Below are 18322 nucleotides of genomic sequence, written 5' to 3' on the forward strand. Positions count from 1 at the left end.
AGGGGAGCGTCGGGACGAAGTTTTCCAATCCGTCTGATGACGGCAACCGGGAGGAAATGAAATGAACCATATCACGAAGCTTTTGACGGCGGCGATGACGGCAGCTGTGGTGGCGACAGGTGCCACAGCCGCGATGGCCGATGGGGCGAAGATCTTCGTCATCGGCGGCAAGGCGGACGACCCGTTCTGGTCGAAGGTCAAGAAGGGTGCGGACGACGCCGGCAAGGTCGCCGAACTGACCGGCGGCTCGGTGACCTGGCTCGGCCCGCAGAACTACGACAATCTCGGCCCGGACGCTGCCAAGCTGATCCGCACGGCGCTCAGCCAGAAGCCGAGCGCCATCGTCGGTCCGGACTGGGTGCCCGAGGCCATGGATGACGCCTTCAAGGAAGTCGTTGCCGCCGGCGTGCCGCTCATCATCTACAATTCCGGCGGCATGGACGCAGCCAAGCGGCTCGGCGCCATGAACTATGTCGGCAACGAAGAATACGCTGCCGGTCTTGGTGGCGGCGCCTATTTCGGCAACCATGGCGCCAAGAACGTGCTGTGCGTCAACACCTTGCCGGGCTCCACAAACACGGAAGACCGCTGCAAGGGCATCGCCGACGCCATCGCCAAGAGCGGCGGCAAATCCACCCAGCTGCCGCTGCCCTCATCCAGCTTCGGCAACCCGACCGCGGTCGCCGAGGCGATCAAGGCTGCCGTGCTGAAAGACAACACCCTCGACGGCCTCATCACCATCAGCGCCGGCGACGCCAACAGTGCGGCCAACGCCATCAGCCAGGCCAATCTTGGCGACAAGGTCAAGCTCGCTTCCTTCGACATGGACGAAACCGGCCTGGAGCGCATCAAGGACGGCACGCAGATGTTCTCGATCGACCAGCAGCCTTATCTGCAGGGCTATCTCGCGGTGTCGCTGCTCAACGGCTTCGTCAACTACGGGCTCGACCTGCCGACGAAGCCGGTGCTGACCGGACCGGGGATCGTCGATGCCGCCAACGTCGGCGCGACGATGGGTGGTGCGGCGGCGGGCGCCCGCTGATTGCGCAAACCGAGTGTCCGGCCCCGCCGTGGGTCGGACATCGCCGGCCGGCGCCCCTCCGAGGGCAAGGCACCTAATTGTTCAAGCCAGGGACCACTTCGATGACATCCCAAGCCCATGACCAACCCACAGTGGTAGCGACGGCGCTACCCGCCCCGCATTCCTCGATACCCTCGATCGGCAGGCTCGTGCGGCGCCCGGAGGTCGGCTCGCTGATCGGCATGATCGCCGTGCTGGTGTTCTTCTCGATCTTCGGCGGCGCCAACTTCATGTCGGCCGGCGGTGCCGCGAGCTGGCTCAACGTCGCCTCGGAACTCGGCATCATCGCTCTCCCGGTGGGACTATTGATGATCGCCGGACATCTCGATCTCTCTGTCGGCTCGATGATCCCCGCCAGCTCGATGACCATTGCCATCATCTCGGGCCACTACGACCAGCCGATCATAGTCGGCATCGTCGCCGCGCTCGGCCTCGGGCTGGCCGTCGGCTTCATCAACGGGGTTCTGGTGATCCGCACCAAAGTGCCGTCCTTCGTCGTCACACTGGCAACGCTGTTCGCGCTGGCCGGCCTGACGCTCGGTCTTTCAATCATCCTGTCCGGCAGCACCAGTGTCGCGCTGAAGAGCGGACCGATCGCCAAGCTTGTGTTTGGCGACTATCTCGGCGGCAAGTTCCAGGTGACCCTGTTCTGGTGGATCGCCATCGTCCTGGTCGTCGGGTTCGTCCTGAACTTCTCGCGCTTCGGCAACTGGATCCTGGCCATGGGCGGTGACGCGGTCAGCGCCCGCAATGCAGGCATCCCGACGGACCGGGTCACCATCGCGCTGTTCATGAGCAGCGGCCTGTGCGCGGCCTTCGTCGGCATGTCGCAGGCGATCCTCTACAACAGCGCCCAGGTGGCCGCGGGGCAGTCCTTCATCTTCAACTCGATCATCGCGGTGGTCATCGGCGGCGTGCTGCTCACCGGCGGCTATGGTTCGGTGGTCGGCATCGTGCTTGGCACGCTGACCTTCTCCATCGTCAACCAGGGCATTTTCTACACCGGCTTCGACGCCAATTGGGCGAGTCTGATCATCGGCGTCCTGTTGCTGGCGGCCGTGCTGATGAACAACACCTTCCGCACCATGGCGCTGACCTATGCGCCGCGCACCAAATCGAGGGTTCGCTCATGACCCCGCCCCTGCTCAGGCTGACCGGGATCAACAAGTCGTTCGGTCCAATCGACGTGCTCCACGACATTTCGCTGGAGGTCAACAGAGGCGAGGTGCTGTGCCTGCTCGGCGACAATGGCGCCGGCAAGTCGACGCTGATCAAGATCCTCTCCGGCGTCCACAAACCGACATCGGGCACGATGGAAATGGACGGCAAGGCCGTCGCCTTCGACAGCCCGCGCGACGCCAGCGACCACGGCATCGCGACGGTGCACCAATTCGGCGGGACGTTCCCGCTGATGAGCATCGGCCGTTCCTTCTTCGTCGGCGCCGAGCCGACACGGCGCTGGGGACCGCTCACCATCTACGACCGCAAGCGGGCCAATGAGATCGCCGTCACCGAGATGCGCCAGCTCGGCATCACCCGCATCGACGACGGCGATCGCCTGGTCGGTGGACTGTCCGGTGGTGAGCGGCAGGCGCTGGCGATCGCGCGCGCCGTGCATTTCGGCGCCAGCGTGCTGATCCTCGACGAGCCGACCGCGGCTCTTGGGGTCAAGGAGGCGGCGCACGTCCTGCGCATCGTCCTGCAGGCACGTCGCAAGGGCATCGCGGTCATCTTCATCACCCACAATGTCGTTCATGCCCTGACCGTCGGCGACCACTTCGCCGTCCTCATCAGGGGCGCCAAGGCCGCCGACTTCCGCAAGGGCGAGAAAAGCCGTGAAGCGATCACCGACCTGATGGCAGGCGGCGAGCAGATGGCTGAACTCGAAGCCGAGATCGAGAGCTTCTCGGCGGCTAACGACAGGCATGCGCCGCATGGCGCAAGCCATGCATGAACCCAGTGAAGACGCCCATCTCCTCCTCCCGGGCATCTTCCTGTGCGGCCGGCGGAATGCGTGGTTCCGCCGGCTGTCTTTTCGACCAACCCAAGAACAGACTGCAGGGCGACAATGGCAAGGTGGATTGATGCGTGCGCGGCCGATGAAATCGAGGAAGAGGACGTTATCCGCTTCGATCACGAGGGCCGGACATTCGCCATCTACCGCAGCCCGGACGATGCGTTCTTCTGCACCGACGGGCTGTGCACGCATGAGAAGGTGCATCTGAGCGACGGGTTGGTTATGGAATACAGGATCGAATGCCCCAAGCACAACGGCGTGTTCGATTACCGGACCGGCGAAGCGCTGCGCGCACCGGTCTGCGTGAACCTTAAAATCTACAACACCAAGGTCGAGGACGGCCGCGTGTACATCGAGGTCTGACATGTCCGATACCTTCACCCTTGCGGCTTGCGCCGAAATGCTCTGGCGCGACCGGCCGATGGAATGGCGCGTGCGGCGCCTGACCGAAATGGGCTTCCAGGTCGGCCTCTGGAACTGGCCCGATCACGACCTCGCAATGCTCGAGAAATCCGGCGCGACCTTCTCGATCATGAACGGCTATCTGCGCGGCCGTCTCTCCGATGGCGAGGGCGCCGCGGAACTGCTGAAGACGGCAAAAGAGACGGCGGCGGTCGGCAAACGCCTCGGCGTCGCCCGGCTCAACCTGCACGGTACCGGGTTGGGTGACGGCGGCCTGCCGGTCGCACCCTGCGAGACCGTCACTGGCGCCATGTGGCTCAGGGCACACGACACGCTGAACCGGATTGCGGATCTCGCCGAGGCTGAAGGCGTGACATTCACGCTGGAGAATTTGAACCTTCCGGTCGACCATCCCGGCGTGCCTTTTGCACGAGCCGAAGACACGCTTGCGCTGGTATCGAGCGTCAACCGGCCGGGCCTGCGCCTCAACCTCGACCTCTACCATGCACAGATCGGCGAAGGGAACTTGATCGCGCTGTGCCGCGCCTGCCTGCCATGGATCGGCGAAGTCCAGGTGGCCGACGTGCCGGGCCGAATGGAGCCCGGCACGGGCGAGATCAACTATCGCGGCATCGCCCGCGCGCTGAAGGACATGGGCTACCGCGGGCCGGTGGGCATGGAAGCGTTTGCTTCGGCTGATCCCGAGCCTGCACTGCAGGCCTTCCGTGAAGCTTTCACCGTCTGAGGAACAAGAATGGTCACCAAGAGCAGCCGTCCCACCGTCGCCGACATCCGCGCCATGAAGGGCCGCGGACAAAAGATTTCCATGCTCTACGTCACCTCTCTCGAAGAGGCGGCGGCAGCGAATGCGGCCGGCATAGACATGCTTTCGATCGAGGGGCGCTTCTTCTCGCCCGAGATGCGCGAGGCGGCCGGCGGATGCTTCGTGCAGGTCGGGCTGCCCTACGGTCCCGCCGGCAATCTGGTCACCTCGGAGGATTATCTGAAAACCGCCTACCAGTTCATGCGCATCGGCGGCGACTGCTTCTACTGCGCCGCCTCGCTCGATATCCAGAAGGCGCTCTGCGACAACGCCGTGCCGGTCGTCGCCCATGTCGGCCTGATCCCCTCGCAATGCACCTGGACCGGCGGCTTCAAGGCCGTCGGCAGGACGGCCGAGAGTGCGCGTGCGGTGTGGGATCACGTCAAGTGCCTGGAGGCCATAGGCTGCTTCGGCGCCGAACTGGAGGTGGTGCCCGACCGGGTTGCCGACCTGATTACGAGGAATACGCCCATGATCATGCTTGGCATGGGCGCCGGGCCGCATGCCGACGCGCAGTATCTTTTCAGCGAGGACGTGCTCGGCCACACCGCCGGCCACAGGCCGCGCCATGCCAAGACCTACCGCAACTTCGCCGCCGAATATGAGCGGCTGCAGCGTGAGCGCATCGCCGCCTATCGCGAGTTCATATCCGACGTGCAGACGGGCGCCTACCCCGAGCCCCAGCACGTGGTCCCCGTCACCGACGACGAGCTTTCTGCTTTCAAGATTGCCCTGGGTCTTAAGTGATTTGCCTAGATGGAGCGGATAATCATTTGTCCGTCGGGCGGCAATCAGGCACATCCCAGTAGGGCGGATCACCGATTGCACTGATCAGGCATTCCGCGAACGCCTTGAGCTTGGCCGATGGCGGCGGTCCTTCAGGATACGCGATATAGATGAATTCGCCTTCGGCCTCGACGCCGATATCGACGATCTTGAGCTCACCGGTTCTGATTGCTCCTCCGGCAATGAATGTCGGCAGCAAGGCTATTCCTAGACCCGCGGTCGCAGCCTCACGCATGACGTCACCATTGTTGACGAGCAACCCGATCCGACCCCGGACAATCGCAGCGCCGTCGGGGCTGGGAAAGCGCCAATCGGCGACGCCACGATGGGTGTAGAAAATGCCCCGATGGCTGGCCAGGTCAGCCATTGACGCAGGCGCGCCGTTCCGGGCGATATACTCCGGCGACGCGACGAGAACGCGTCGGCTCGCCGCGAGGCGCCATGCTATCAGCCGCGAATCCTGGATCGCGCCGTGTCGCACAACCGCATCGTAACCATCGGCAGCGGCATCGGCGCGCCGGTCATCGAGATCGAGCGTCAATTCGATCCCTGGATGGCGCGCCAGGAAAGGGTAAAGCGCCGGCCCGAGATGCATGCGTCCAAATGTGACCGGCGCCGAGATACGCAGCGGCCCGACCAGTTCGCCGCGTCGTTCCGCCATGTCGGCTCCGGCGTCCTCCACTTCCCTGACGATGCGGCGCGCTCGTGTGAGGAAGGCTATCCCATCCTCCGTCAGGGTAAGTCTGCGCGTGGTACGATGCAGCAAGGTCGTGCCCAGGCTTCTTTCGAGGTCGGCCAAACGCTCGCTCACCACCGATTTGGACAATCGTTGACGCCGGGCGGCTTCGCTGATCGAACCGGCTTCCGCGACGGTGACGAACGTGCCGATGCCTTCAAGCTTCATGATTGTCCGCATTTTCCGAATTCGAGTTCCCGAATTATATGGCTAATCAGAACGAAAGTCCTGCGCCATACTCAAGCAAGGTACAGATGATGGTCACGAGACTGGGACCAATTGGCGGAGATTAAGAGATGTTCAGGTTCCTGCTTGGCCTTTTTGGCATGCTTGTGATTTCATTGCCTGCTGCAGCGCAGGTTCAATCGCTGCCCCCTGGCTTCCAGACGCAGGATATCAAGGTCGGTGACGTGACGCTGCATGTCCGTGTGGGCGGACAGGGCTCCCCGGTGGTTTTGATACATGGTTTCGGTGACACCGGTGATATGTGGGGGCCGCTGGCCACCGAACTGTCCCGCGATCACCGGATCGTCATTCCGGATCTGCGGGGTATGGGTCTGTCGTCCCATCCAGTCGATGGCTACGACAAACGGACACAGGCGGCCGACATCCGCGCAATTCTGACCGCGCTTGATATCGACCATGCCACCATTGTCGGGCACGATATTGGCACGATGGTCGCCTACGCCTATGCGGCACGTTATCCGGACAAGACCGAAAAGCTGGTGGTGATGGACGCGCCGGTTCCCGGCATTCCGCCCTGGGATGAGATCGTGCGCAGCCCGGCGCTGTGGCATTTCGACTTTGGCGGGCCGGATGCAGAGCGGCTGGTGGCGGGACGTGAACGCATCTACCTTGATCGTTTCTGGAACGAATTCGCAGCCGATCCGTCCAAGATCAACGAAGCAACGCGTGAACACTATACCAAGTTCTACGCCCTTCCGGGAGCGATGCGCTCGGCCTTCGCGCAGTTCCGCTCTATCCGGCAGGACGTCGAAGACAACAAGGTATCCATGATGACGAAACTCACCATGCCAGTGCTGGCGATCGGCGGCGAAAAATCCTTTGGAGCAACCGAGGCGATCGTCATGCGAAATGCGGCGACGGACGTGACCGAAGTTGTGGTCCCCCATTCGGGACATTGGCTCATGGAAGAGCAGCCGGAGGCCACGATCGCAGCCGTGCGGACTTTTCTCGACCGGAAGTGAGGCGCACAAGTCTTCGCCGGCGAGTTCCTTGGCTTGATCCTCAATCGTATCGCCCTGACTGACAGAAAGATTCCGAAGCCGGTCAAAGCAGATGGAGGTGCCAGCCTGCTGCTCCGTACCGAGACAATTCAGATAATGCCTCGGCTGCGCCACTCGCAACGGTTGTAGACACTTACCGGGTAACGCCGATCCGTGGATTCGCCCCCCACGCCGGGGCCGCATTGCCTTCTGCAACCGCTCGCTGGATAGTCTCGGCAATGTTCGAGACCCTGGCGACTCACTGGCCCCAAATCCTTGCGATCATCTCGGTGGTGATGGCGACCGTCGGCATCATCCACGTCGTCATGACCAAGGAAGATGTCCGCGCAGCCACCGGCTGGGTCGGCGTGATGGTGCTGTCGCCTATCATAGGCGTGCTGATCTATGCCGTCGCCGGTATCAACCGCATCCGTCGCGCCTCGATCAGCGCGCAGCGCCCGCTTACCGGCGGCGCGGTGTCCGCCAAGCATGAGCGCGACGTTGCCGCCGAAGAGGCCCTGATCGTCGAGCGATACGGGCAGCGGTTCACCGGTCTGCGGACACTGGGCGACAGGGTGGCGCGGCGCGCGCTCCACCCTGGAAACGCGATCGATGTGCTGGAGACAGGCGACGAGGCCTATGCCGCCATGTGCGCGGCGATTGACGGCGCCGAGCGCAGCATCCTGCTCGAGACCTATATTTTCGACAATGATGCCGTCGGCATGCTCTTCGTCGAGGCGCTCGCCGGCGCCGTCCGGCGCGGCGTCACGGTCCGCGTGCTGATCGATGCCGTCGGCGCCCGCTATTCCGTGCCGAGCATCCTGGGGCATCTGCGCAGCGCCGACATCACCGCCGATGTCTTCAACGGCAACATCGTCATGGGCCTGCGCCTGCCCTACGCCAATCTCAGGACCCACAGGAAGATCCTGATCATCGACGGTAAGGTCGCCTTCACCGGTGGCATGAACATCCGCAAGGGCTTCTCGGCCGAGTTCGCCGGTTCCAACTGCGCGAGGGACACGCATTTCCGGGTCACTGGTCCGGTCGTCGCCGATCTCTTCTCGGTCGCCGCCGAGGATTGGCGCTTCGCGACCGACGAACCGTTGAAGGGCGATGCCTGGCGAATTGGGCCGCTGTCGCCGGCGCCCGGCCTGCCCATGCTGGTGCGGGCGGTCGCGTCCGGCCCGGACGCCAGCATCGAGACCAACCACAAGCTGCTGATCGGCGCGTTCTCCGTCGCCCGCAAATCGATCCGCCTGATGTCGCCCTATTTCCTTCCGGACCGTGAACTGATCAGCGCCTTGGCCACAGCTGCAAGGCGCGGCGTCGAAATCGACATCGTGGTGCCGGCGGTCAACAACCTTTTCCTTGTCGACCGCGCTATGACGGCGCAGTTCGATCAACTGCTGAAGAACTATTGCCGCATCTGGCGCACGAAGGGACCGTTCGACCATTCGAAGCTGCTTTCGATCGACGGCGTGTGGGCGTATGTCGGCTCTTCCAACCTTGACGCCCGGTCGCTGCGGCTGAATTTCGAGATCGACCTCGAGGTCCTCGACGCCGGCTTTGCCAGCGAGATCGGGGCACGGATCGGATCGGCGCTCGCCACCGCAGTGCCGGTGACGCTCGACGCCTTGCGGGCTCGACCTTTCCTAATCAGGCTGTTCGACCGGGTATTGTGGCTCGGTTCGCCCTATCTCTAGCCAAGGTTGGCGCGTGTGAAGCCTGCCTGTCATGGAATATATGCCCACGGCGCCTATTTTGATTGTAGCCCGGTTCCGAATTGAAGCCAGCGAGGACGAGCAGCACGGATATGCACAGAACTGGACGCAGCCTTCCGGCAAGCATGCTTCTATCCATTCGCGACCGCAGGATGCGGAAGGCAAACGCCGGTGCGCCCAAGCGGACAGGCACAACCGGAACGCTGGTTGCCTCCTACAACGTCCACAAATGCATCGGCCTCGACAGGAAGTTCGATCCCGAGCGGACCAGCCGCGTCATCCGCGAAATCGATCCTGACGTGATTGCGCTGCAGGAAGCCGACAACCGCTTCGGCGACCGTGACGGGCTTCTCGACCTGTCTCGCCTGGAACATGAAACCGGCCTGGTGCCGGTGCCGATTGCGGCCAATGGCAAGGGGCATGGCTGGCATGGCAATGTCCTGCTGTTCAAGAAGGGCGTCGTCCGCGACGTGCATCAGATCAGGCTGCCGGGGCTGGAGCCACGCGGCGCCGTGGTGGCGGAGATCGATCTTGACGGAAACCGGACCCTGCGCGTCATCGCCGCCCATCTCGGTTTGCTGCGCCGGTCCCGCTCGCAGCAGGCCCGTGTCGTGCTGGATATCATGAACAGCCCCGATGCCACGCCGACGCTCCTGCTCGGCGATCTCAACGAATGGCGGCTCGGCAACCGCTCCGCGCTGAATACGCTGCATGTCACCTTTGGCCCGCTGCCGCCGGCAGTGCCCACCTTCCCGTCGAACCTGCCGCTGCTGGCGCTCGACCGCATCATGGCCAACCGGCACGGCATGATCTCGGCCGTGGAGGCGCATGACACGCCGCTTTCGCGTGTGGCGTCCGACCACCTGCCGTTGACGGCATTTGTGCGCCTGTAAGGCAAATTGTCCCGCCGATGACGCCCAACCTGGCGTCCACGGCTATGAAAAGCGATATTGGAACGCTAAGCCTTCCCGCGAGTTCATATGATTGAACCCTAGGAGTGTACGAGACATGAAAAACCTATTCCTGGCTTCGGTGATGGCATTGGCCGCAACGGCCGCCGTCATTGCGCCAACGCAAGCCGCAAGCTTGATTATCCAGTCCGACGACAACCAGTACTCATCGGACGATCAGCCCGACAACGGTGGCCAGATCATCATCCGCCGCCATCATGACCGTCATTACGATGACAACCAATATGGTGACGATCAGAACGACGGCGCGCAGTTTGGCGACTATCAAGGTGGTGAGTATCGCCGCCACCACCGGCGCGATTACGATAACCAGTATGGTGACGACAGCGTACAGTTCGGTGATTACCAGGGCGGCGAATATCGCCGCTACCACCGGCATCACCGCTGTCATATCGAACTGGTCAGGACCTGGCGCCACCACCACAGGGTGATCGAGGAAGTCCGCGTCTGCGGTTGATCTCGCCCGGAACAACCGGTCGGCACAAGCCGGCCGATTTTCGTTTTGATGATCAGCTGACGAAAATAACGCTGCAATTCGAGGTCGGTGATGTGCGACGGCATCGAACTCGCCTTCGACGGCGGCCCGCTGATGCGCATGTATCCGGCGCGCCGGCCGTCAGGACGCGACCGCGGAAACAGCAGAAATCGAGGTGAATGACCGCCGGCAAAGCCGGTCAAACCTGTCCAACTGTTAATTCGACTTGGGTCGGTTTCGGCCATATTGGTTGATGGGGGTGAGAGATGCCGCCATGGACCAGCAGTTGGAAATACCCCTGCAGACGCCCCTGCAAACGAATGTCGCGCAACGCCGTTCGCGCGGCTGGATTCCCTGGCTGATCTTCCTCGCCGTCGTTGCCGCCACCGGCACCTATCTCTACCAACGCTCGCATGTTGAGGCCAGGCAACCGAGCAACAGGAGGGGGGCGCAGCCGATGTCGATCGGCGCCGCCACCATCGAGAAGGGCACGATAGACGTCACACTCGACGCGCTTGGCACGGTGACCTCGCTCTCCACCGTCACGGTCAAGCCGCAGGTCACCGGCCCGCTTGTCCAGGTGAACTTCAAGGAGGGTCAGGACGTCGTCAAGGGCGACCTGTTGGCTGAGGTCGATCCCCGTCCCTACCAGGCAGCACTCGCTCAGGCCCAGGGCCAGCTTGCGCGCGACCAAGCGATGCTGAAGGACGCCCAGCTCGACCTTGCACGCGACAAGACACTGGTGACCCAGGGCGCGGCGACGCATCAAACGCTCGACGCGCAGGTCGCCCTGGTCGCGCAGGACGCCGGCACCATCCAGGTCGACCAGGCCTTGGTTCAGACCGCCACCCTCAATCTCGACAATTGCCGCATCCTGGCTCCGGTCGACGGCCGCGCCGGCCTGCGCCAGGTGGATGAGGGCAACTACGTGACGCCGGGCGATGCCAACGGCATTGTCGTCATCACAAGGCTGCAGCCGATCAGTGTCCTCTTCACCGTGCCCGAGGACGACTTGCCGGAGATCGCGCAGCGCCTGCAGCAGGGCGCCACGCTGCCCACCACCGCCTTCGACCGCGCCGTCAGCAAGAAGCTCGCCGACGGCCAGCTTGAAACCTTCGACAGCCAGATCGATCCGAGCACCGGCACCATCAAGCTGAGGGCGGGTTTCGCCAACGAAACGCGCATTCTCTATCCGAACCAGTTCGTCAACATCGAGCTGCTGGTGGACGAGCACAAGGACGTGGCGATCGCCCCGATCGCCTCGATTCAGCGCGGCCAGCCCGGCACCTTCGTCTATCTGGTCAATCTCGACAGCACCGTCGCCGTGCGCAAGGTCACGCTTGGCGTCACCAATGGCGAGCACGTCGAGATCCTGGCGGGCCTGACCCCCGGCGACCGCATCGTCGTCGACGGCGCCGACAAGCTTCGCGACGGGGCCCATATCAACCTGCAACAGGACGGCCAGACACAGGCTCCGGCACTGACACCCCCGCAGGCCTCGGCGCCTGCGCAGCCACCCGATCAGCCGACATCCGTGACGCCGAAGCCGGACGACACCGGCAGGCACGAGGGCCAGGGCCGCAAGCATCGCCATGCGGAGTCCGGGCAGCAGCAATGAGCCCGTCGCGAGCCTTCATTCTGCGGCCGGTGGCGACATCGCTGTTCATGGTCGCCATCATGCTGTCCGGCCTGCTGGCTTACCGCTATCTGCCGGTCTCGGCGCTGCCCGAGGTCGACTATCCGACTATCCAGGTACAGACCTTCTATCCGGGCGCAAGCCCGGACGTCATGACGTCCTCGGTCACCGCACCGCTGGAGGTCCAGCTCGGGCAGATCGCCAACCTGAACCAGATGAATTCGGTCAGTTCGGCCGGCTCCTCGGTCATCACGCTGCAGTTCAGCCTGGCGATCTCGCTCGATGTCGCCGAGCAGGAAGTGCAGGCGGCCATCAACGCCGCCGGCAATCTGCTGCCGGCCGATCTGCCGGCGCCGCCGATCTACGCCAAGGTCAATCCGGCCGATGCGCCGGTGCTGACGCTCGGCCTGACGTCGGACACGATGCCGCTGCGCGAAGTGCAGCAGCTTGCCGACACAAGGCTGGCGCAGAAGATCTCGCAACTGGCGGGCGTCGGTCTGGTCAGCCTCAGCGGCGGCCAGCGCCCGGCCGTGCGCGTCCAGGCCGATCCGCGCAAGCTCGCCGCCTATGGCCTCAATCTCGACGATCTGCGCACCACGCTGGGCAGCGCCAACGTCAACACGCCGAAAGGCAATTTCGACGGGCCGTCGCGGGCCTACACCATCAACGCCAACGACCAGCTGAAAAGCGCCGAGGAATACCGCTCGCTGATCGTCGCCTACAAGGACGGCGCCCCGGTGCGGCTGAGCGATGTGGCAACGGTGGTCGACGCCACCGAGAACAACAGGCTGGCGGCCTGGATGAACAGCACGCCGGCCATCATCGTCAACATCCAGCGCCAGCCCGGCGCCAACGTCATCGAGGTGGTCGACCGCATCAAGGCGCTGCTGCCGCAATTGCAGGCCTCGCTGCCAAGCACTGTCGACGTCAAGGTGCTGACCGACCGTACCACCACCATCCGCGCGTCCGTGCGCGACGTCGAATACGAACTCACGCTCGCCGTCATCCTCGTCGTGCTGGTCATTTTCGTCTTCCTGCGCAGCGCCCGTGCGACGCTCATCCCGAGCCTCTCGGTTCCTCTGTCGCTGGTCGGCACGCTGGGGGTGATGTACCTGTTCGGCTTCAGCCTCGACAATCTTTCGCTGATGGCGCTCACCATCGCCACCGGCTTCGTCGTCGACGACGCCATCGTCGTCATCGAGAACATCGCGCGTTATGTCGAGGAAGGTGCGACGCCGCTGCAGGCGGCGCTGAAGGGATCGCAGCAGATCGGTTTCACCATCATATCGCTGACCTTCTCGTTGATCGCCGTGCTGATCCCGCTGCTGTTCATGGGCGATGTCGTCGGCAGGCTGTTCCGCGAATTTTCCATCACGCTCGCCACCACCATCCTGATTTCCGCCGTGGTATCGCTGACGCTGGTGCCGATGGCCTGCACCAAGCTGCTCAAGCCGTTGTCGGCGGTGCGCGAGAACGCCCTGCAGCGCGCCAGCCGCGACTTCTTCGACTGGGTGATCAGGGGTTACGGCCGCGCGCTGACCTGGGTGCTCGACCGGCAGACGCTGATGCTTCTGGTGGCGGCTGCCACGCTGGTGCTGACGGCTGCACTCTACGTGGTCATCCCAAAAGGTTTCTTCCCGGTGCAGGATACCGGCGTCATCCAGGCCATCACCGAGGCGCCGCAATCGGTGTCCTACGCCTCGATGGCCGAGCGGCAGCAAGAGCTGGCCACGATCATCCTGAAAGACCCCGATGTCGACAGCCTGTCGTCCTTCATCGGCGTCGACGGCACCAACACCACGCTCAATGTCGGCCGCATCCTGATCAACCTCAAGCCGCATGAAAAGCGCACCGCCGACATCACGCAAGTCATAGCAAGGCTGAAGCAGGCGACCGCCGCCACGGCCGGCGTCACCCTCTACATGCAACCGGTGCAGGACCTGACCATCGACGGCACGGTCAGCCGTACGCAGTATCAATTCGTGCTGCAGGACGCCAATCCTGACGAGTTGACGCTGTGGACGCCGAAGCTGCTGGCTAGATTGAACACGCTGCCTGAGATCGCAGACGTCGCCAGCGACCTGTCGGATGCCGGGCTCGCCGTCTTCGTCGACATCGACCGCGACCAGGCGGCACGCTTCGGCATCACGCCGGCGACAATCGACAACGCGCTCTACGACGCCTTCGGCCAACGCATCGTCTCGACCATCTTCACCACATCCAGCCAGTACCGGGTCATTCTCGAAGCAGATCCCTCCTTGCAGGATTCGCTCAACGCACTGTCCTCCGTCTACCTGCCGTCATCGAGCGGCGGCAGTCCGGTGCCGCTGGCCGTGGTCGCCAGCACTCACGTCGCGACCGCACCGCTGCAGATCTCCCATATGGGGCAATTCCCCGCCACCACCGTGTCGTTCAACCTGGCACCCGGCGTGTCGCTTGGCGAAGCGGTCACCGCGATCCAGCAGGCCCAAAGCGAGATCGGCATGCCGCTCAGCGTCATCACCAATTTCCAGGGAGCGGCGCGCGCATTCCAGGCTTCGCTCGACAACACGCTGTTCCTGATCCTGGCGGCGGTGATCACCGTCTACATCGTGCTCGGCGTGCTCTATGAGAGCTTCATCCACCCGATCACCATCTTGTCGACACTGCCTTCGGCCGGCGTCGGCGCGCTGCTGGCGTTGATGATCGCCGGCGAGGATCTGACCATCATCTCGATCATCGGCATCATCCTCTTGATCGGCGTCGTCAAGAAGAACGCCATCATGATGATCGACTTCGCGCTCGACGCGCAGCGCAACGAAGGCAAGGCGCCGCGCGAAGCCATCTACCAGGCCTGCCTGCTGCGTTTCCGCCCGATCCTGATGACGACGCTGGCGGCGATGCTTGGCGCGCTGCCGCTGATGCTCGGCACCGGCGTCGGCTCGGAACTGCGTCATCCGCTGGGCGTCACCATTGTCGGCGGCCTGCTCGTCAGCCAGTTGCTGACGCTGTTCACGACGCCGGTCATCTATCTCTGGTTTGATCGCCTTGCCGCCCGGCTGCAAGGCGCCCAGCCCGACCTTCCGCCTGCGTATGGCGCGGACGCCGCGCCATGAACCTGTCGGTTCCCTTCATCCGGCGCCCGGTTGCAACGACCTTGCTGACCTTCGGCCTGCTGGCGGCAGGACTGGTGGCGTTTCCGCAATTGCCGGTGGCGCCGCTGCCCGAGGTCGATTACCCCGTGATCTCGGTGCAGGCATCGCTGCCGGGCGCCAGTCCGCAGGTCGTGGCAAACACGGTCGCCAGCCCGCTCGAACGGCATCTCGGCGAGATCGCCGATGTCAACGAAATGACGTCGTCGAGCAGCGTCGGCAGCGCGCGCGTCACTTTGCAGTTCGGCCTCGATCGCGACATCGACGGTGCGGCACGCGACGTCCAGGCGGCGATCAACGCGGCGCGCGCCGACCTGCCGTCCAGCCTGCATTCCAGCCCCACCTATCGCAAGGTCAATCCCGCCGACGCGCCGATCCTCATTCTCACCCTCACCTCCGACACTTTGTCCAAGGGACAGCTCTACGATGCCGCCAGCACCGTGCTGGCGCAGAAACTCTCGCAAGTCGATGGCGTTGGCGAGGTGTCGGTGGGCGGCAGTTCGCTGCCGGCGGTGCGCGTCGAGCTCAATCCGCAGGCGCTCTACAATTACGGCATCGGGCTGGAGGATGTGCGCGCGGCCCTCGCCTCGGCCAATGCCCACAGCCCGAAGGGCGCCATCGACGTCGGCCCGCAGCGCTATCAGATCTACGCCAACGACCAGGCCAACCATGCGGACGCCTATCGCTCGCTGGTGGTGGCCTATCGCAACGGCGCGCCGGTGCGGCTTTCCGACGTCGGCCAGGTCAACGATTCCGTCGAGAACATCCGCAATGCCGGGCTTGCCAACGGCAAGCCGGGGGTGCTGATCATCCTCAACCGATCGCCCAATGCCAACATCATCGCCACGGTCGACCGCGTAAAGGCGCTTATGCCGTCGCTGCGCGCCTCGATCTCGCCGGCCATCGATCTGTCGCTGGCGGTCGACCGCTCGACCACCATCCGCGCCTCGCTGCGGGAAGTCGCGCAGACGCTGATGATCGCCATCGGCCTGGTGATCCTGGTCGTCTTCGCCTTCCTGCGCGACGCGCGCTCGGCACTGGTGCCGATCGTGGCGGTGCCGGTGTCGCTGGTCGGCACGCTGGGCGCCATGTACCTGCTCGGCTTCAGCATCGACAATCTGTCGCTGATGGCGCTGACAGTGGCCACCGGCTTCGTCGTCGATGACGCCATTGTCGTGCTTGAGAACATCTCCCGCCACGCCGCTTCCGGCATGGGCCGCATTGAGGCGGCGATCAAGGGCGCGCAGGAAGTTGGCTTCACCGTGCTGTCGATGAGCCTTTCGCTGATTGCCGTCTTCATTCCCATCCTGCTGATGGGCGGCATCATCGGCCGGCTGTTTCGCGAGTTCGCAATCACGCTGTCGGCCGCAATACTGGTCTCGCTCGCGATTTCGCTGACCACCACCCCGATGATGTGCTCGATCCTGCTGCGCGGCGAAAAGGGTCGCAGCCATGGCCGTCTCTACCGCTTCAGCGAGCGCGTCTTCGACGCCATGCTGAGCGGCTACCGCCGGTCGCTCTCCTGGGCGCTGGACCATCCGCTGCTGATCATGGCGGTACTCGCGGCAACGCTCTGCCTCAATGGCTATCTCTACGTCACCATCCCCAAAGGGTTCTTTCCTCAGCAGGATACCGGCCGGCTTGTCGGCTCGATCCAGGCCGACCAGGCGACCTCCTTCCAGCTGATGTCGCAAAAACTCAGCCAGTTCGCCGGCATCGTCAGCAAGGACCCTGCCGTCGATGCCGCTGTCGGCTTCACCGGCGGCGGCCAGACCAATTCCGGCTCGATGTTCGTGTCGCTGAAGCCGCTGGCCGAACGCAAGGTTTCCGCCGACCAGGTGATCGCCCGGCTACGGCGCGAACTCGCGGTGGTGCCGGGCGCCACCCTCTTCCTGCAGGCGGTGCAGGATATCCGCGTCGGCGGGCGTCAGTCGAACGCGCAGTACCAGTACACGCTGCAAGGCGACAGTTTCGACGACCTCGCGCGATGGGCGCCGAAACTCGCGGCGGCACTGCAGACCGAGCCGAAGCTGACCGACGTCAACAGCGACCAGCAGAACAAGGGCCTGGAGGCGGACATCGTCATCGATCGCGACACCGCGACGCGCCTTGGCGTCACCGTCGGCCAGATCGACAACACCCTCTACGATGCCTTCGGCCAGCGCCAGGTTTCCACCATCTATGTGGCGCGCAACCAGTACCACGTCATCATGGAGGTGGCGCCGCAATACTGGCAGAACCCCGAAGCGCTGAAACAGGTCTATGTCAGCACGTCGGGCGGATCGGTGCATGGTTCGCAGGCGAGCAATGCGGTTGCCGGTACATTCGTCGCGCCGGGACAGTCCGGCAGCGCCGCGGCCGCAGCGACGGATGCCGCGCGCAACCAGGCGACCAATTCCATCACCAGCACCGGCAAGACTGCCGCATCGACCGGATCGGCCGTCAGCACCGGTGCCGAGACGATGGTGCCGTTGTCGTCGGTCGCGAGCTATGGCCCCGGCAGCACGCCGCTTTCGGTCAACCACCAGGGCCTGTTCGTCGCTACCACGCTGTCGTTCAATCTCGCGCCAGGCGTCGCGCTCAGCGACGGGGTCGCGGCCATCAACGCGGCGGCGGACCGCATCGGCATGCCGGCCACCATCCACGGCAGTTTCCAGGGCACGGCCCGGGTGTTCCAGGATTCGCTCTCCGACCAGCCGCTGCTCATCCTTGCCGCGCTCATCGCCGTCTATGTCGTGCTCGGCATCCTCTACGAGAGCTACGTCCACCCGCTGACCATTCTCTCCACGCTGCCTTCGGCCGGTGTCGGCGCGCTGCTGGCCCTGTCGGCCTTCGACATCGAATTCAGCATCATGGCGCTGATCGGCATCATCCTCCTGATCGGCATCGTCAAGAAGAATGCGATCATGATGATCGACTTCGCGCTGGCCGCCGAGCGCAACGAGAACAAGTCGGCGCATGATGCCATCTACCAGGCGTGCCTGCTGCGCTTTCGCCCGATCATGATGACGACCATGGCGGCACTGTTCGGCGCCGTGCCGCTGGCCATCGGCCTTGGCGAAGGCAGCGAACTGCGCCAGCCGCTCGGCATCGCCATCGTCGGCGGCCTGGTGCTGAGCCAGATCCTGACCCTCTACACGACGCCGGTCATCTACATCTATGTCGACCGCTTCGGCCGCTGGTGCCAGAGGCTGCGGTCGCCAAAGTGGCGCCCCTGGCAGCCCGGTGCACAGCCGGGAGAATGAGAACCGGCCGACGCAGAGATCCCAAACTCCTCACTGCGATCAACGGCCTGTACCCTGGCCCGCCTCGGCCCT

Annotated in this window: 14 protein-coding genes; 13 read left to right on the forward strand and 1 reads right to left on the reverse strand. The window is 64.0% G+C overall.

Annotated elements, in window-relative coordinates; all coding sequences use genetic code 11:
* The first annotated feature begins 61 nt into the window (after positions 1-61).
* From CGZ66_RS12495 to CGZ66_RS12520, 6 genes are all read left to right on the forward strand, one after another.
* Positions 62-1042, forward strand: coding sequence for a sugar ABC transporter substrate-binding protein (locus CGZ66_RS12495; RefSeq protein ID WP_095084461.1), 981 nt, complete (start codon positions 62-64; stop codon positions 1040-1042).
* A gap of 221 nt (positions 1043-1263) precedes the next feature.
* Positions 1264-2214: an ABC transporter permease gene (locus CGZ66_RS12500; protein ID WP_206073713.1), complete on the forward strand. Its 951-nt coding sequence runs from the start codon at positions 1264-1266 to the stop codon at positions 2212-2214.
* Positions 2211-3035 carry an ATP-binding cassette domain-containing protein gene (locus CGZ66_RS12505; RefSeq protein WP_095084462.1) on the forward strand — a complete coding sequence of 275 codons (825 nt, stop codon included), beginning with the start codon at positions 2211-2213 and terminating at the stop codon, positions 3033-3035. The genes CGZ66_RS12500 and CGZ66_RS12505 overlap by 4 nt, the downstream gene beginning before the upstream one ends.
* Positions 3036-3149: 114 nt before the next feature.
* Positions 3150-3461, forward strand: coding sequence for a MocE family 2Fe-2S type ferredoxin (locus CGZ66_RS12510; protein ID WP_095084463.1), 312 nt, complete (start codon positions 3150-3152; stop codon positions 3459-3461).
* Position 3462: 1 nt separating this feature from the next.
* Positions 3463-4245, forward strand: a complete 783-nt coding sequence (locus CGZ66_RS12515; protein WP_095084464.1) for a hydroxypyruvate isomerase family protein — start codon at positions 3463-3465, stop codon at positions 4243-4245.
* A gap of 9 nt (positions 4246-4254) precedes the next feature.
* Positions 4255-5070, forward strand: coding sequence for a 3-methyl-2-oxobutanoate hydroxymethyltransferase (locus CGZ66_RS12520; RefSeq protein WP_095084465.1), 816 nt, complete (start codon positions 4255-4257; stop codon positions 5068-5070).
* Positions 5071-5092: 22 nt separating this feature from the next.
* On the opposite strand, the gene CGZ66_RS12525 is transcribed toward CGZ66_RS12520, so the two are convergent.
* On the reverse strand, positions 5093-6016 hold the full coding sequence (locus CGZ66_RS12525; RefSeq protein ID WP_095084972.1) for a LysR family transcriptional regulator: 924 nt from the start codon (positions 6014-6016) through the stop codon (positions 5093-5095).
* A 125-nt stretch (positions 6017-6141) separates the two neighbouring features.
* On the opposite strand from CGZ66_RS12525, the gene CGZ66_RS12530 reads away from it, so the two are divergent.
* From CGZ66_RS12530 to CGZ66_RS12560, 7 genes are all read left to right on the forward strand, one after another.
* A complete protein-coding gene (locus CGZ66_RS12530; protein ID WP_095084466.1) occupies positions 6142-7053 on the forward strand; it encodes an alpha/beta fold hydrolase in 912 nt (303 codons plus the stop codon).
* A 257-nt stretch (positions 7054-7310) separates the two neighbouring features.
* On the forward strand, positions 7311-8774 hold the full coding sequence (locus tag CGZ66_RS12535) for a phospholipase D-like domain-containing protein (RefSeq protein WP_095084467.1): 1464 nt from the start codon (positions 7311-7313) through the stop codon (positions 8772-8774).
* Between the two features lie 110 nt (positions 8775-8884).
* Positions 8885-9685, forward strand: a complete 801-nt coding sequence (locus tag CGZ66_RS12540; RefSeq protein WP_095084468.1) for an endonuclease/exonuclease/phosphatase family protein — start codon at positions 8885-8887, stop codon at positions 9683-9685.
* Between the two features lie 115 nt (positions 9686-9800).
* On the forward strand, positions 9801-10220 hold the full coding sequence (locus tag CGZ66_RS12545) for a hypothetical protein (RefSeq protein WP_095084469.1): 420 nt from the start codon (positions 9801-9803) through the stop codon (positions 10218-10220).
* Between the two features lie 292 nt (positions 10221-10512).
* Positions 10513-11856 carry an efflux RND transporter periplasmic adaptor subunit gene (locus tag CGZ66_RS12550; RefSeq protein ID WP_095084470.1) on the forward strand — a complete coding sequence of 448 codons (1344 nt, stop codon included), beginning with the start codon at positions 10513-10515 and terminating at the stop codon, positions 11854-11856.
* Positions 11853-14969 carry an MdtB/MuxB family multidrug efflux RND transporter permease subunit gene (locus tag CGZ66_RS12555; RefSeq protein ID WP_095084471.1) on the forward strand — a complete coding sequence of 1039 codons (3117 nt, stop codon included), beginning with the start codon at positions 11853-11855 and terminating at the stop codon, positions 14967-14969. Before CGZ66_RS12550 ends, CGZ66_RS12555 begins: the two co-directional genes overlap by 4 nt.
* Positions 14966-18250 carry an efflux RND transporter permease subunit gene (locus CGZ66_RS12560; RefSeq protein ID WP_095084472.1) on the forward strand — a complete coding sequence of 1095 codons (3285 nt, stop codon included), beginning with the start codon at positions 14966-14968 and terminating at the stop codon, positions 18248-18250. Before CGZ66_RS12555 ends, CGZ66_RS12560 begins: the two co-directional genes overlap by 4 nt.
* Positions 18251-18322: the final 72 nt, after the last annotated feature.

Source organism: Mesorhizobium sophorae (genome assembly GCF_002270415.1).
GTDB lineage: Bacteria > Pseudomonadota > Alphaproteobacteria > Rhizobiales > Rhizobiaceae > Mesorhizobium > Mesorhizobium sophorae.